Origin of the sequence: Aeromonas sp. S13(2024) (assembly GCF_041402405.1) — a bacterium.
In the GTDB taxonomy this organism is placed as follows: Bacteria; Pseudomonadota; Gammaproteobacteria; order Enterobacterales; family Aeromonadaceae; genus Aeromonas; species Aeromonas veronii.
Genome location: NZ_JBGLRA010000001.1, coordinates 325,448 through 339,551 on the forward strand (window position 1 = coordinate 325,448; position 14,104 = coordinate 339,551).

Consider the following 14,104-nt stretch of genomic DNA (forward strand, 5'->3'; position numbering starts at 1 on the left):
ATTCAGAGCCGCTCGTAACCGGGCAGCGTCAGAAAATCGATCAGGGTATCGGCGCAGGTGATCTCTTCCATCAGTTCGCTTGCCTCGGCAAAGCGTCCTGCCTGCCAGCGTGCGGCGCCCACCTCGGCTTTGACCACCTCCAACTCCTCGGCCAGCATCTGGCGGAACAGCTCTTTGGTCACCACCTTGCCATTCGACAGGCTCTTGCCGTGGCGGATCCACTGCCAGATGGAGGTACGGGAGATCTCGGCGGTGGCGGCATCTTCCATCAGACCGTAGATGGGCACGCAGCCGTTGCCGTTGATCCAGGCCTCCAGATATTGCAGGGCAACCCGGATATTGGTGCGCATTCCAGCCTCGGTGCGCTCGCCCTCACAGGGGGCCAGCAGGTCGGTGGCGGTGATGGGAGCATCCTGCTCGCGCAGCACGCCGATCTGGTTCTTGGCACCAACCGCAATGGTGGCGTTGAACACCGCCATGGCAGTATCGGCCAGACCAGGGTGGGCGACCCAGGTACCGTCGTGACCGTTGTTGGCTTCGCGCTCCTTGTCGGCCTTGACCTTGGCGAAGACCTGCTCGTTGACGGCCGCGTCCTTGGCCGGAATAAAGGCAGCCATGCCACCCATCGCCAGCGCTCCGCGCTTGTGGCAGGTCTTGATCAGCAGCCGCGAGTAGGCGGAGAGGAACGGCTTGTCCATGGTCACCACTTGACGATCAGGCAGTACCCGATCCGGATGGTTCTTCAAGGTTTTGATATAGCTGAAGATGTAGTCCCAGCGACCGCAGTTCAGCGCGACGATGTGATCCTTCATTTGATAGAGCAGCTCATCCATCTCGAACACTGCCGGCAGGGTTTCAATCAGCACGGTGGCCTTGATGGTGCCGCGGGGCAGACCGAACTTGTCCTCGGTCCAGGCGAACACTTCGCTCCACCAACGCCCTTCCAGATGGCTCTGCAGCTTGGGTACATAGAAGTAGGGGCCGGAGCCTTTGGCCAGCAGCGCTTGGTAGTTGTGCAGGAAATAGAGGGCAAAATCGAACAGACCGCCGGGGATCGGCTCGCCATCAAAGGTGACATGTTTTTCCGGCAAGTGCAGACCGCGCACCCGGCAGATGAGTACCGCCGGATTGGGGGTCAGGGTATAAGCCTTTCCTTCCGGACTGGTGTAAGAGATGGTGCCGTTGACTGCATCGCGCAAGTTGATTTGACCCTCGATCACCTTATTCCAGGCGGGGGCCAGTGAGTCCTCGAAGTCCGCCATAAACACCTTGACGTTGGCGTTGAGGGCGTTGATCACCATCTTGCGCTCGACCGGGCCGGTGATCTCCACACGGCGATCTTGCAGGTCGGCGGGAATGCCGCGAATGGTCCAGTCACCTTCACGGATGTGGGCGGTTTCCGGCAGGAAGTCCGGCAGCTCGCCGCCATCGATACGGGCCTGGCGTGCCACACGTTGTTTCAGCAATTCCCCTCTTTGGGGAGCAAAACGTTCCACCAGTTCGGAGACCAGAGCCACCGCGTCCGGCGTCAGAATTTGCGCGTATTCGGGCAGCATCTCGCCCTGGATGCGAAGGCGGGCGCTGCAGTGGGTCTGAGCCGGTGCCGACATAAGGTTCACTCCTTTGAGAATTACATTTTGAACTTACTAACTACGACTAAAGTCGAATCCCTGTTCCTGAAACGTTCCCGCAACAACGGGGTAACACGATTGATAAGGTGCGAAATATTGTTGATTACGTCAACAGTTTTTTTTAAACACTTGTTTTTTGGATATGGTTAAGTTGATGTTTTTTATTACTTTATTGGGTTGGTATAAAAGCTCTACGCAGATGGTTATGCTCCTGCTTTTTCCCATCGGACAACGGCTAATTTGGGCCGTTACCCTGCCCCTCATTTTGTAACTTATTACGTAATAAAATTACAAATGCAAAAACAAATCCCGACCTAACTCCAGGCTTTGCCAAAACAGCCGTATAAAGCGCGTTTGAATGTGGCAATGAATGTTTTGCTAATGCTAGACCTGATTGGTGAACGTGCGTTTTAAACTTGGTGTGGTGATGCAGGCTCTCTTGGCACCAGCGGTTGCAACGATGAAAAGTGAAGCGCAATAACGTAGGTTTGTATCAATTGTCGGGGGGGATGCTGGAGAGGGAAGGGGGAGACGCATCAGTCAATAATACTGCCATCCTTGATAGAATTAGCAGTTTGTCGTTTTTTGCAGATTTCTCGCCAAGGGTGTGAAACGGAGAGCGTTGAACAGGCGATGTGCTGGTGATGAGCGGCCATCTGGCCGGGCTCAATAGTCATCATCCGGTTCGGCCAGATCGATCACATCCAGCTGGATGACCTGTTCATTTTCGCTTTCGGTGTGGCAAGGGGTGTCGTGAGGAACGGAATAAAGCGTAATGGCGGGTGCGAAATCGGTGTTCTGGTTCATGCCTGGTCCTGTGTTGCACGCAAGCCGGACAGTGATCCCTTCACTCGTGTTTCCACCTCCCTGTGTTGTCTACCGGCGGAAAGTTGCGCATCTTAATGAGTTCGGCAAAAAGATTCAAGTGGTTCTGAGTGTTTTTTGTTCTTGGTAGGCTGGCGCTGTCAGGAGGATAAATCGGAGGCAAAAAAATAGCCCAGTCGTTTGACTGGGCTATTCTCGGGGAAAATGGTCGGTGTGAGAGGATTCGAACCTCCGACCCTCTACACCCCATGCAGATGCGCTACCTGGCTGCGCTACACACCGACGGAGTCAGACTCGGCTGACGGGGAGGAAGTCTAATAGCATGGCCAAACGGGTGCAACTCCTTTTTTATCATAGAGATGCCGATTGCTTCTTTATTGCTCAGTCGGGATGCGGCTTGGGTCTGACGTGCAGATTTGGCATAATCGCCGCCCTGTCACCGCGAGCTATCATGCCTGCTATCTATGGATTCATCTGACAGATGTGGATAGCTGGAATGTAAAAAGCACAATTGAACAATATAAAGAGGGGATGGGCGTGAAACCATCAGAGGTCCCAGATATACCGAGTCAAACCGAGCAGGACGAACAGTGGATGCGCCATGCCATGGCATTGGCTGCCCGGGCCGAAGGGATTGGCGAGATCCCGGTCGGTGCCGTACTGGTGCTGGATGGTCAGGTGGTGGGAGAGGGGTGGAACCGCTCCATCAGCGAACACGATGCCTGTGCCCATGCCGAGGTGATGGCAATCCGGGCGGCGGGCAAGCAGCTGGCGAACTACCGCCTGCTCGACACCACTCTTTATGTGACGCTGGAGCCCTGCTGTATGTGTGCCGGTGCGCTGATCCATAGCCGGGTCAAGCGGGTGGTTTACGGCGCCCGAGATCTCAAGACCGGTGCCGCGGGGTCGGTGTTCGAGATCTTGCAGGACCCGCGCCACAATCACAGAGTCGAGCTGACCGGTGGTGTGCTGGCCGATGCCTGCTCGGCCCAGTTGTCGGCCTTCTTCAAGCGCCGTCGCGCCGAGAAAAAGGCGGCCAAACTGGCGCTGCAACAATCAAACGATACCCTTTCCTGAATCATTCGGGGGCAGCGCAGGCTGCCCTTGCTGATTGTCAGCATAAATATCCCTTTATAAACAATATATTACGCTCGCCCGCCTTCAAAGGGATCCCCGCCCATTTTTCCGCTAACAACCTCTGTTAAAGCGTTCTCGATGTAACAAAACTGTCATGCAACCGCCATATAATGCCGCGAAGCCTAGCTTACATTGAGGTCTTGCATGTCATCGGAATCGTTAAACCTGGTCATGGCGGGCAGTAGAAAACGCCGGATCAAGGATAAATTGGCCAAATATGGCGTCACCACAGGCGGAGCCCTGGTACTGGTGGCGCTGCTGCTTATCTTCTTTTATCTGCTCTATGTGGTGAAACCCATCTTCAATGGCGCCTCCATGGAGCCGGCCACCTCGTTTACCCTGCCCGTTGCAGGGAAGACAGCCTGGCTCGGCATGGAAGAGCAGAACGAGATCGGCTATCGCTTCAGCGATAAAGGTCAGGTCAACTTCTTCGCGTTACAAGGAGATGACAAGATCAAGGTTGGCCAGTCACTGGGCCAAGCCCAGGTTGCTGGCGACATCAGCACGGCCACAACGCCGGCACCGGGCCAAAAGCTGATTGCCTACGGCTTTGCCGATGGCAAGGCACTGGTTGTCCAGCCTGCGTTCAAGGTCTCCTATCCCAACGATGTGCGGGTGATTGAACCCAGCTTGAAATATCCCTTCGGCGAAGAGCCTGTGGTGATCGACCCGCAAGGGAAGGCGCTGCAACGGATGGTGTTCGAAGCCACCAAGGACAAGATGGCGACCGCTGCCGTGACCGAAGATGGTCGTGGCGTGATGACTGTGATGAGCGGCGAGGAGAACTTCATCTCCGGGGAGATTGAGTGGAGCAGTGAAAACTACTCGATTCCCTCCCTGCCGCGCCATGTGGATCAGATGTTGCTGACGCCCAATCTGCGGATCCTCTTTGTACGTCAGGGTAATCGTCTCTCCGTCTATGACATTCATAACCTGAGCGAGATCTCCCTGCGCAACGTGCTGGAGATCAATGCCACCAACGCCAACGTGACCCGGGTCGAGCTGCTGGCTGGCGCTTCTTCGCTGCTGGTAGGTAATGACAACGGCGTCATCTCCCAGTGGTTTGAAGTGGCAAAGGATGGCAAACGTCAGTTCACCCAGATCCGTGATTTCAAGGGTGATGGCGCAGTGGATCTGTTGACTCCCGAGCACTTTCGCAAAGGCTTCATCAGTGCCGACAAGGACGGCATCATCAGCTTCTTCCACGCCACCGGCGAGACCAAGCTGCTGACCGAGACAGTAGAAGGGGGGGAGCTTTCTGCCCTGGCCATCTCTCCACGCCACAATGCACTGTTGATGCAACAAGGCGACACCTTCAAATTGTTTACGGTTGAGAATGATCACCCCGAAGTGACCTGGTCTGCCCTCTGGCAAAAGGTATGGTACGAAGGGTATCCGGAGCCCCAGTATGTGTGGCAATCCACCTCCGCCAGCAACGACTTTGAAGCCAAGCTGAGTCTGGTCCCCCTTTCGTTTGGTACTCTCAAAGCCGCTTTTTATGCGCTGTTGTTTGCTGTACCACTCGGGATTGCCGGTGCCATCTATACCGCCTACTTCATGTCTCCGGGGATGCGCAAGTTTGTTAAACCGACCATAGAGATCATGGAGGCATTGCCAACTGTTATCCTCGGTTTCCTGGCTGGTTTGTGGCTTGCTCCCATTGTGGAAGATTACCTGCCGGGCATTTTTATGATGCTGGTGATGCTGCCGATGGGGATGCTGCTTGCAGCTCTGCTATGGCATCTGTTGCCTGACACTCTCAAGCAAAGTGTGCCTGAGGGCAGTCAAGCCGTCTTACTGATCCCTGTCGTTATTCTGATTGGCTGGATGGCTCTTACTCTCAGTCCTGTCGTAGAAAATGCGTTTTTCGGTGGTGATACCCGTAGCTGGCTCACCAATGTAATGGGGATCAAATTTGACCAGCGCAACTCGCTGGTGGTCGGTATCGCCATGGGCTTTGCGGTCATCCCCACCATCTTCTCCATTGCAGAAGATGCGGTCTTCTCGGTGCCCAAGCATCTGACTCAGGGCTCGCTGGCGCTGGGGGCCACCCCGTGGCAGACCCTGAGCCGGGTGGTGATCCTCACCGCGAGCCCGGGCATCTTCTCTGCGGTGATGATGGGGCTTGGCCGCGCCGTGGGTGAGACCATGATCGTGCTGATGGCCACTGGCAACACCCCCATCATGGATTTCTCCATGTTCCAGGGGTTGCGTACCCTCGCCGCCAACATTGCGGTGGAGATGCCGGAGTCGGAAGTGGGCAGCTCCCACTATCGAGTGCTGTTCCTCGCGGCCTTCGTACTGTTTGTGTTCACCTTTTTCTTCAACACCCTGGCCGAGTTTGTCCGCCAGCGGTTGCGTGAAAAATACAGCTCCATGTAACGGGCAAGGAATCGACAATGGGTAAGTGGTTTAAATCAGGGGCCCCCTGGATCTGGATGACCGGCGGTGCCGTCAGCCTGAGCCTGGTAGCGGTACTGGGTCTGTTGTTGCTGATCGGCTGGCGTGGTCTGGTCTACTTCTGGCCCCACCCTATCTATGAGTGGCAACTGGAAGACGCCAGCGGTAACAAGAGTGTGTTGGTTGGTGAAATCAATGACAGTGAGCTGGTGCCGGTTGAACGCCTGCGAGCCGCAGGATTGCCATTGGAAGGTGAAGAACGTGAGGTGTTGACCCGTTATCTGGTCAAGACCGGCAACCGCGAGTTCGTTGACCTCGATTTTCGCTGGGTTCTGGAGACTGATATCAAGTCTCAGGCTCTTCCTGTCGAGATGGCAATGATAGAGCGTACTACCAACGGCAACTTCTATGGCTATGTGGTAGAGGCCAAGGAAGATGGCGTCGTGTATGAGCAAGATTTGCACAAAGTGCTCAAGCGGATGCTGGCTCGAAGCAACGGTTTGTCTGAACAAGCCAATGAGTTACAAAAAGGCCCCATTGGCGCCATCAACTACCAATTAGAGAAGTTGCGCCTCAAGGAACGTAAAGCAGAGCTTGAAAATGAGCTGACTGATCAGCTCAAAGTGGAGCTGGCCAGCGAGCGTCAGGCCCTCAACGATCGTTATCAGGTGCTGGAAAAAGAGCTCTTCTCTCTGCGTAGCCAAGCCGATCGCGACGCCATCACCGTCAAGGATATGCGTGGCGAGCTGGTGACCATGCCGATGTCCAAGGTACTGGACGTGGTATGGCCCAACGACATGAGCCTGCTGGCCAAGGTGGGTCACTGGTTCCATCAGATTGGCAAGTTTGTTTCCGGTGAGCCTCGCGAAGCCAACACCGAGGGCGGGGTGTTCCCGGCCATCTTCGGTACCGTCTTCATGGTTATCCTGATGGCGATCATCGTGACCCCGCTGGGGGTGGTGGCAGCGGTTTATCTGCACGAGTATGCGGGCAAGAACAGTCTGACCAAGCTTATCCGCATTGCGGTGATCAACCTGGCGGGCGTGCCCTCCATCGTCTACGGCGTGTTTGGTCTGGGCTTCTTCGTCTACACACTCGGCGGTTCGTTAGACCAGCTTTTCTACCCGGAAGCGCTGCCGAGCCCGACCTTTGGCTCACCCGGCGTGATCTGGTCGGCGCTGACCCTGGCCATCCTGACCCTGCCGGTGGTGATTGTCTCCACCGAAGAGGGGCTGGCGCGGATCCCGAGCACCATCCGTCAGGGCTCGTTGGCACTGGGCGCCACCCAGGCCGAGACCCTGTGGCGCATTGTGCTGCCGATGGCGAGCCCGGCCATCATGACCGGCCTTATTCTGGCTATTGCCCGTGCAGCCGGTGAAGTGGCGCCGCTGATGCTGGTGGGGGTGGTAAAACTGGCACCGACCCTGCCGATGGATGGCAACTTCCCGTATCTGCATGTGGAGCGCAAGTTCATGCACCTGGGCTTCCACATCTATGACGTCGGCTTCCAGAGCCCCAACGTCGAGGCGGCCCGCCCGCTGGTCTACGCCACCTCCTTCCTGCTGGTGACGGTGATCGTGGGTCTGAACCTGACCGCTATCGGTATTCGTAACCACTTGCGCGAGAAATTCCGGTCGCTGGAGCATTAATCCGGCGCCGCTTGAGTGATACAAGAGTGAGATAACAGAGGGGCGGCCGAGCGCGAGCCGCCATCTCTCTGCACCAATACGTGAGGGGCGCCGGCAGCTGTCCGGCCACTCCAGATAGATTTTGAGGTAACAGATGATCAACGTAACGACCACGTCTACCCAGCACACCGCGCTGGACCTGCTCAACCTGACCCCGGAGCAGACCGCACTGGAGGTGAAGGATCTCAACCTGTACTACGGCAGCAAGCAGGCGCTCTTCAACGTCAACATGAAGATCCCCAAAGGGCAGGTGACCGCCTTTATCGGCCCGTCAGGCTGTGGCAAATCGACCCTGCTGCGCTGCATCAACCGGATGAACGATCTGGTGGAGATCTGCCGCATCGAGGGGGAAATCCAGCTGCACGGCCACAACATCTATGACAAGAGCGTCGATGTTTCCGCCCTGCGCCGTCAGGTGGGCATGGTGTTCCAGCGCCCGAACCCGTTCCCCAAGTCCATCTACGAGAACGTGGTCTATGGTCTGCGCCTGCAGGGGATCAACGATCGTCGCACTCTGGATGAAGCGGCCGAGCGCTCCCTGCGCGGTGCGGCCCTGTGGGACGAGGTGAAGGATCGTCTGCACGACAACGCCTTCGGTCTTTCCGGTGGTCAGCAGCAGCGTCTGGTGATTGCCCGTGCCATCGCCATCGAGCCGGAAGTGTTGCTGCTCGATGAACCGACCTCGGCGCTCGACCCCATCTCCACCCTCACCATCGAGGAGCTGATCAACGAGCTCAAGAGCCAGTTCACCGTGGTGATCGTGACCCACAACATGCAACAGGCTGCGCGCGTGTCGGATCAGACCGCCTTCATGTATATGGGCGAGCTTATCGAGTACTCGGATACCAACACCATTTTCACCACCCCGGCCAAGAAAAAGACCGAAGATTACATTACCGGTCGTTATGGCTAAGGAGAGGAGAGGATGAATCTCAGCAAACAGATTGGCAGTCGGTTCAACGGCTAAGGCATAATCGGAGCAATCAAGGATTATTTGTATGGACAATATGAACCTCAATAAACACATCTCCGGTCAGTTCAATGCCGAGCTAGAGAGCGTGCGCAACCAGGTGCTGGTGATGGGCGGTCTGGTGGAGCAGCAGCTCACCGACGCCATTGCAGCGATCCACGATCAGGATCTCGATGCGGCGCGCAAGATCGTGGCCAACGACCACAAGGTCAACGCGATGGAAGTGGCGATCGACGAGGAGTGCACCCGCATCATCGCCAAGCGTCAGCCGACTGCCTCCGACCTGCGACTGGTGATGGCCATCATCAAGACCATCACCGATCTGGAGCGCATTGGCGACGTGGCCGACAAGATCGCCCGCATGCTGACCGACAACGCCAACAAGCCGCAGCCGCCGCTGGTGTCGCTGGAGAACATGGGCCGTCGTACCATCAAGATGCTGCACGATGTGCTCGACGCCTTCGCCCGCATGGATCTGGATGCGGCGCTGGCTGTCTACAAGGAAGATGACAAGGTAGACCGCGAGTACGAGTCCATCATCCGCGAGCTGATGACCTACATGATGGAAGATCCCCGCACTATCCCCCAGGTTCTCAACGTCCTGTGGGCGGCGCGAGCCATCGAGCGGGTCGGCGATCGCTGCCAGCACATCTGCGAGTACATCGTCTACTACGTGAAAGGCAAGGATGTGCGCCACACCAAGGCGGACGATCTGGGCACCCTACTGGGCAAGGGCTAACCGGAAGTGAATAAAAAGGCGCGTGAAGCGCCTTTTTTGTTGCATAACTGGTCGGAGTAAGATAAAGCCCCCAACTGGCTGTTTTCTGATAGAATACTCCCCCTGTGTGAGTCCCGGATGGGCTCACGGTCCGGTCTCCCGGGCCCAGTTTGCCGTCTTGTGCTAAGGCGGGTGTAGCAATAGGTTAATCATGAGTTTTGCCGATAGTTTGTTCTTTTTAATGCTGCTGGTTGGCGGCAGTGTGTTCTTCTCCCTCTCCGAGATCTCTCTCGCCGCGTCTCGCAAAATCAAATTGCAGGTGATGGCGGATGAAGGTAATCGCCAGGCCGAAAAGGTGCTGGCCCTGCAGGCCCAACCGGGCAACTTTTTCACCGTGGTGCAGATTGGCCTCAATACCGTCGCCATTCTGGGCGGTATCCTGGGTGAGTCTGCCCTCAACCCCGCCATCAAGGGGATTGTCTCCCAGTTCTACCAGGGCCCCTGGCTTGGCGAGATCAGCTCCGGTGCCTCCTTCGTGTTCGTCACCGGCATGTTTATCCTGATCGCCGATCTGATGCCCAAGCGTCTGGCCATGACCATGCCCGAGCAGATTGCCGTGGTGGTGGTGCGCCCCATGCTCTTCTTCGTCACCGTGTTGATGCCGCTGGTGTGGGTCTTCAACGGATTGGCGAACTCCCTGTTCCGTCTGATGCGCGTCTCCACGGTGCGTAACGACGAGATCACCTCCGACGATATCTATGCGGTGATGGATGCCGGTGCCGAGGCGGGGGTTATCCAGCGCGAGGAGCATCAGCTCATCGAGAACGTGTTCGAGTTGCAGTCCCTTGGTGTCACCTCCGCCATGACGGCCCGCGAGAGCCTCATCTACTTCACCCTGCAAGAGAGTGAAGAGAGCATCAAGGCGAAGATCGCCGAACATCCCCACAACAAGTTTCTGGTCTGTGACCACAACCTCGACAGCATCAAGGGCTTTGTCGATGCCAAAGAGCTGCTGATCCGCGTTATCGGCGGCCAGAGCATCGACCTGATCGGTGGCAACCTGGTGCAGAACGTCATCATCATCCCCGATACCCTGAACCTCTATGAGGCGATGGAGTACTTCAAGAATCATCGTGGCGACTTTGCCGTGGTGATGAACGAGTACGCGCTGGTGGTGGGGATTGTCACCATGAACGACCTGATGAGCACCGTAATGGGTGAGTGGGCGACCCACGTGGTGGAAGAGCAGATCGTCCAGCGCGACGAGAACTCCTGGCTGGTGGACGGGGTCACCCCCATCTCCGACGTGATGCGCGCCTTTGATATCGAAGAGTTCCCCGAGAACCAGAACTACGAGACCATCGCCGGCTTTATCATGTATATGCTGCGCAAGATCCCCAAGCGCACTGACTCGGTCAAATACGCCGGTTACAAGTTCGAAGTGGTCGATATCGACAGTTACAAGATTGATCAGCTGCTGGTTACCCGGGTCGAACCGGCGGTGGCCGAGAAGCCAGCTCAGGAATCGTAAAAGGAGCGACATAAGAGTCATGAAGATGCAGTCTCATTCCCGTGCGCTGGCCTGTGTCGCGCTCGCCCTGGCACTGGGTGCCTGTAGTCAGAGTGCGCCGCGCAAAGCCACAGTGGTAGCCAAGCCGGTAACCCCCAAGCCTGCTGTGGTCGTGCCGCAGCCGGATCCCGATGCGGTGGTGCAAAGCGGCATGGCAGAGCCGAGCCCGGTCTTTGATGAGCAGTACCACGGCCCGGATCAGGGGTCGCTGGAGTCGGTGACCGCCCTGCTTGCCCGTGGCTACATCGAGTCCGCCATGCGCGAGACCATGCTGGCAGCGGTGCACAATGACTATCCGCTGCTCGGCATGCGGGATGTGCGGTTGACCGATCCGGTCTCCAAATTCCTCACCTCCGAGCATGCGGCCACCACAGCCCATGACTACCTCTATGCGGGTGTGCAGCGTCGCCTCGGTCGTCCGCTCAGCCCTGCCCAGTGGGAGCAGATCTGGCGCGGTTTGCCGCAGCAGGGTCGGGTTTCCGACTGGGTCAAACAGATCAAGCGAGTGCTGGCCGGGCGTTAAGTTACCAGCGGATCAAGATTGTGATGAGGCCACCTTAGGGTGGCCTCTTGCATTTCTGCGTTTGCCTCGCCGTTTGCACGCTGATTTCTGCTGATACTGATTGCCGCCCGTGGCACTTTGTTTTATCTTGTTTTGGCCGTCTAAACATCCATATGTTTTTATGGCTACATAATAAAAGGGCTTCCCAGGATGAAGCAGGACGATCTGCAGCGATTCATGCGAAACCACAGATCAACAAAACAAACAGATAAATACGCAAATAAACAACGCATATAACAAAGAGACACGACAGATGGAAACCAGGGAATTGTGGGTGCTGGATGGAGGCATGGGGCGCGAGTTGGCACGGCGGGGGGCACCGTTTCGTCAACCCGAGTGGTCGGCACTGGCCTTGATGGAAGCGCCAGAGACGGTGCGTGACGTGCATCAGGCCTATGTGGCGAGCGGTGCCAGGGTCATTACTACCAATAGCTATGCGCTGGTGCCGTTTCATATCGGCGATGAGCGTTTCTTTGCCGAAGGGGAGGGGCTGGCAGCGCTGGCTGGGCAACTGGCCCGCGAGGTGGCTGACGAGCAGAAGGGGGCCGTGCAGGTAGCGGGTTCTCTGCCGCCGCTCTTTGGCTCCTACCGTGCCGACCTGTTCAAGGCGGACCGAGTGAGCGAGCTGGCCACGCCGCTTATCCGGGCGCTATCCCCTCATGTGGATATCTGGCTGGCCGAGACCATGAGCCTGATTGCCGAGCCACTGACCCTGAAAGCGCTGCTGCCTGATGACGGCAAGCCGTTCTGGGTCTCCTTCACGCTGGAAGATGAGACGCCGGGCAACGAGCCGCGACTGCGCTCCGGCGAACGGGTGGCCGATGCGGTGACCATGCTGGTGGCGGCTGGAGTCGATGCCATCTTGTTCAACTGCTGTCAGCCCGAGGTGATCGAGGGGGCGCTCAAGGTGGCAAGTGCTGCGTTGCAGGCAGAGGGTCGCAGCGACATCCGCCTCGGAGCCTATGCCAACGCTTTCCCGCCGCAGCCCAAAGAGGCCACCGCCAACGACGGACTGGACGAGATCCGCGCCGATCTGGGGCCGCTGGATTATCTCGGCTGGGCCGAGCGCTGGCGCGGGGCCGGGGCGAACTTGATCGGCGGTTGCTGCGGTATCGGCCCCGAGCATATTCAGGCGCTGAGCAGCCGGTTGCGCTAAGGAGCACCCATGAAAGAGAACAAGATTGGGCTCTGGTCCCTCACCGCGCTGGTATTCAGCTCCATGGTGGGGGCGGGGATTTTCAGCCTGCCCCAGAACATGGCCGAGGTGGCGGGGGCGCGCGCTGTGCTGATCGGCTGGGGCGTGACGGGTGTGGGCATCCTGGCGCTCGCCATGAGTTTTCTCTATCTGTCGCGACTCAGACCGGATCTCGACGGCGGCATCTACAGCTACGCCCGCGCCGGTTTTGGCGATCTGGTGGGCTTCTTCTCCGCCTGGGGGTACTGGCTCTGCGCCACCATCGGCGTGGTGGGTTATCTGGTCATGGCCTTTGCGGCGCTGGGCAGCTTCGTCGATACGCCGGAGCAGATCTGGTTTGGTGACGGCAATACCCTGGCGGCGTTTGTCGGCGAGTCCTGCATCCTCTGGGCTGTGCACCTGCTGGTGGCCCGCGGCGTGCAGCAGGCGGCGTTGTTCAATCTGGTGGCGACCCTGGCCAAGAGCCTGCCGCTGCTGCTGTTTATTCTGTTTGCCTGCTACTGGTTCGATCCGGTCACCTTCGTGGCGGATCAGCAGGGCAGCACCCTGGCGGTGCCGGTCTCCGAGCAGGTGCGCAACACCATGCTCATCACCCTCTGGGTCTTCACCGGTATCGAGGGGGCAGCGGTGCTGTCGGCCCGCGCTCGAAACCGGCAGGATGTGGGCACTGCCACCGTGCTTGGGGTGGTGCTGGCGCTGCTGCTCTATGTGCTTATCTCGGTGCTGGCGCTGGGGATATTGAGTCGGCCCGAGCTGGCGGCGCTACCCAACCCCTCCATGGCAGGGCTGATGGCCCAGATGACCGGCTCCTGGGGCAAGCTGCTCATCAGCCTCGGTCTTATCGTCTCGGTGCTCGCCTCCTATGTGAGCTGGACCCTCTTCTCGGCCGAGGTGCCGTTCAGCGCGGCCCGCCACGGTGCGTTTCCCGCCATCTTCCGGCGCCAGAACCGCAACGGGACGCCTATCGCCTCGCTCTGGCTCACCAGCCTGACGGTGCAAACATGCCTGCTGCTGGTGTGGCTGCTCGGCAAGGGCTACACCAGTCTGCTGCTTATATCGACCTCGATGATTTTGGTGCCTTACCTGTTGATCGGGCTGTTTTTGCTCAAGCTTTCGTTCAGCAAGGAGGGGGAGAGTGGGCAGGGCAGCGGTCTGATGCGGGCGGTAGCGCTGGTGTCGAGCGGTTACGGCTTCTGGCTGCTCTATGCTGCCGGGGTGGAGTATCTGCTGCTCTCCTTGCTGCTCTACGGGCCGGGTCTGCTGCTGTTTCTCTACAGCCGCCGCCAGCTGGGCGCAGGTCTTTGCCTGAGTGGTCGCGAACGGCTATTGGCCGGCGTGACCTTGCTGAGCCTGATCCCCGCCGTCTGGTCGTTCGCCCATCTCTGATATCGAAGATATGACTGACCAT

Annotated in this window: 11 protein-coding genes and 1 tRNA gene; 9 read left to right on the forward strand and 3 right to left on the reverse strand. The window is 57.9% G+C overall.

The window, feature by feature from the left end:
• Positions 1 to 2: 2 nt before the first annotated feature.
• From aceB to ACB042_RS01490, 3 genes are all read right to left on the reverse strand, one after another.
• Positions 3 to 1,610 carry a malate synthase A gene (aceB, locus tag ACB042_RS01480; protein ID WP_371177629.1) on the reverse strand — a complete coding sequence of 536 codons (1,608 nt, stop codon included), beginning with the start codon at positions 1,608 to 1,610 and terminating at the stop codon, positions 3 to 5.
• A gap of 687 nt (positions 1,611 to 2,297) precedes the next feature.
• The gene (locus ACB042_RS01485) at positions 2,298 to 2,438 is read right to left on the reverse strand and encodes a hypothetical protein (RefSeq protein WP_005334106.1); all 141 of its coding nucleotides are present in this window, start codon (positions 2,436 to 2,438) and stop codon (positions 2,298 to 2,300) included.
• Between the two features lie 223 nt (positions 2,439 to 2,661).
• Positions 2,662 to 2,738 (reverse strand) — tRNA-Pro (locus tag ACB042_RS01490).
• Between the two features lie 249 nt (positions 2,739 to 2,987).
• Here ACB042_RS01490 and tadA point away from each other — a divergent pair.
• The 9 genes from tadA to ACB042_RS01535 all read left to right on the forward strand — a co-directional run bounded on the left by tadA (position 2,988) and on the right by ACB042_RS01535 (position 14,082).
• Complete coding sequence (gene tadA / locus ACB042_RS01495; protein ID WP_371177630.1) at positions 2,988 to 3,533, forward strand: tRNA adenosine(34) deaminase TadA; 546 nt, start codon at positions 2,988 to 2,990, stop codon at positions 3,531 to 3,533.
• A 204-nt stretch (positions 3,534 to 3,737) separates the two neighbouring features.
• On the forward strand, positions 3,738 to 5,975 hold the full coding sequence (locus ACB042_RS01500) for an ABC transporter permease subunit (protein WP_335836778.1): 2,238 nt from the start codon (positions 3,738 to 3,740) through the stop codon (positions 5,973 to 5,975).
• 17 nt (positions 5,976 to 5,992) lie between these two features.
• Positions 5,993 to 7,642, forward strand: coding sequence for a phosphate ABC transporter permease PstA (gene pstA, locus ACB042_RS01505; protein WP_047437676.1), 1,650 nt, complete (start codon positions 5,993 to 5,995; stop codon positions 7,640 to 7,642).
• Positions 7,643 to 7,775: 133 nt separating this feature from the next.
• Positions 7,776 to 8,594 (forward strand): phosphate ABC transporter ATP-binding protein PstB, encoded by an 819-nt coding sequence (gene pstB, locus ACB042_RS01510; protein WP_005334102.1) that lies wholly within the window; start codon positions 7,776 to 7,778, stop codon positions 8,592 to 8,594.
• A gap of 85 nt (positions 8,595 to 8,679) precedes the next feature.
• Complete coding sequence (gene phoU / locus ACB042_RS01515) at positions 8,680 to 9,390, forward strand: phosphate signaling complex protein PhoU (RefSeq protein ID WP_005334097.1); 711 nt, start codon at positions 8,680 to 8,682, stop codon at positions 9,388 to 9,390.
• Between the two features lie 190 nt (positions 9,391 to 9,580).
• On the forward strand, positions 9,581 to 10,900 hold the full coding sequence (locus tag ACB042_RS01520) for a hemolysin family protein (protein WP_005334094.1): 1,320 nt from the start codon (positions 9,581 to 9,583) through the stop codon (positions 10,898 to 10,900).
• A gap of 19 nt (positions 10,901 to 10,919) precedes the next feature.
• The gene (locus ACB042_RS01525) at positions 10,920 to 11,462 is read left to right on the forward strand and encodes a hypothetical protein (protein WP_371177631.1); all 543 of its coding nucleotides are present in this window, start codon (positions 10,920 to 10,922) and stop codon (positions 11,460 to 11,462) included.
• 292 nt (positions 11,463 to 11,754) lie between these two features.
• Positions 11,755 to 12,657, forward strand: coding sequence for a homocysteine S-methyltransferase family protein (locus ACB042_RS01530; RefSeq protein WP_371177632.1), 903 nt, complete (start codon positions 11,755 to 11,757; stop codon positions 12,655 to 12,657).
• A 9-nt stretch (positions 12,658 to 12,666) separates the two neighbouring features.
• Positions 12,667 to 14,082, forward strand: a complete 1,416-nt coding sequence (locus ACB042_RS01535; protein ID WP_371177633.1) for a basic amino acid/polyamine antiporter — start codon at positions 12,667 to 12,669, stop codon at positions 14,080 to 14,082.
• Positions 14,083 to 14,104: the final 22 nt, after the last annotated feature.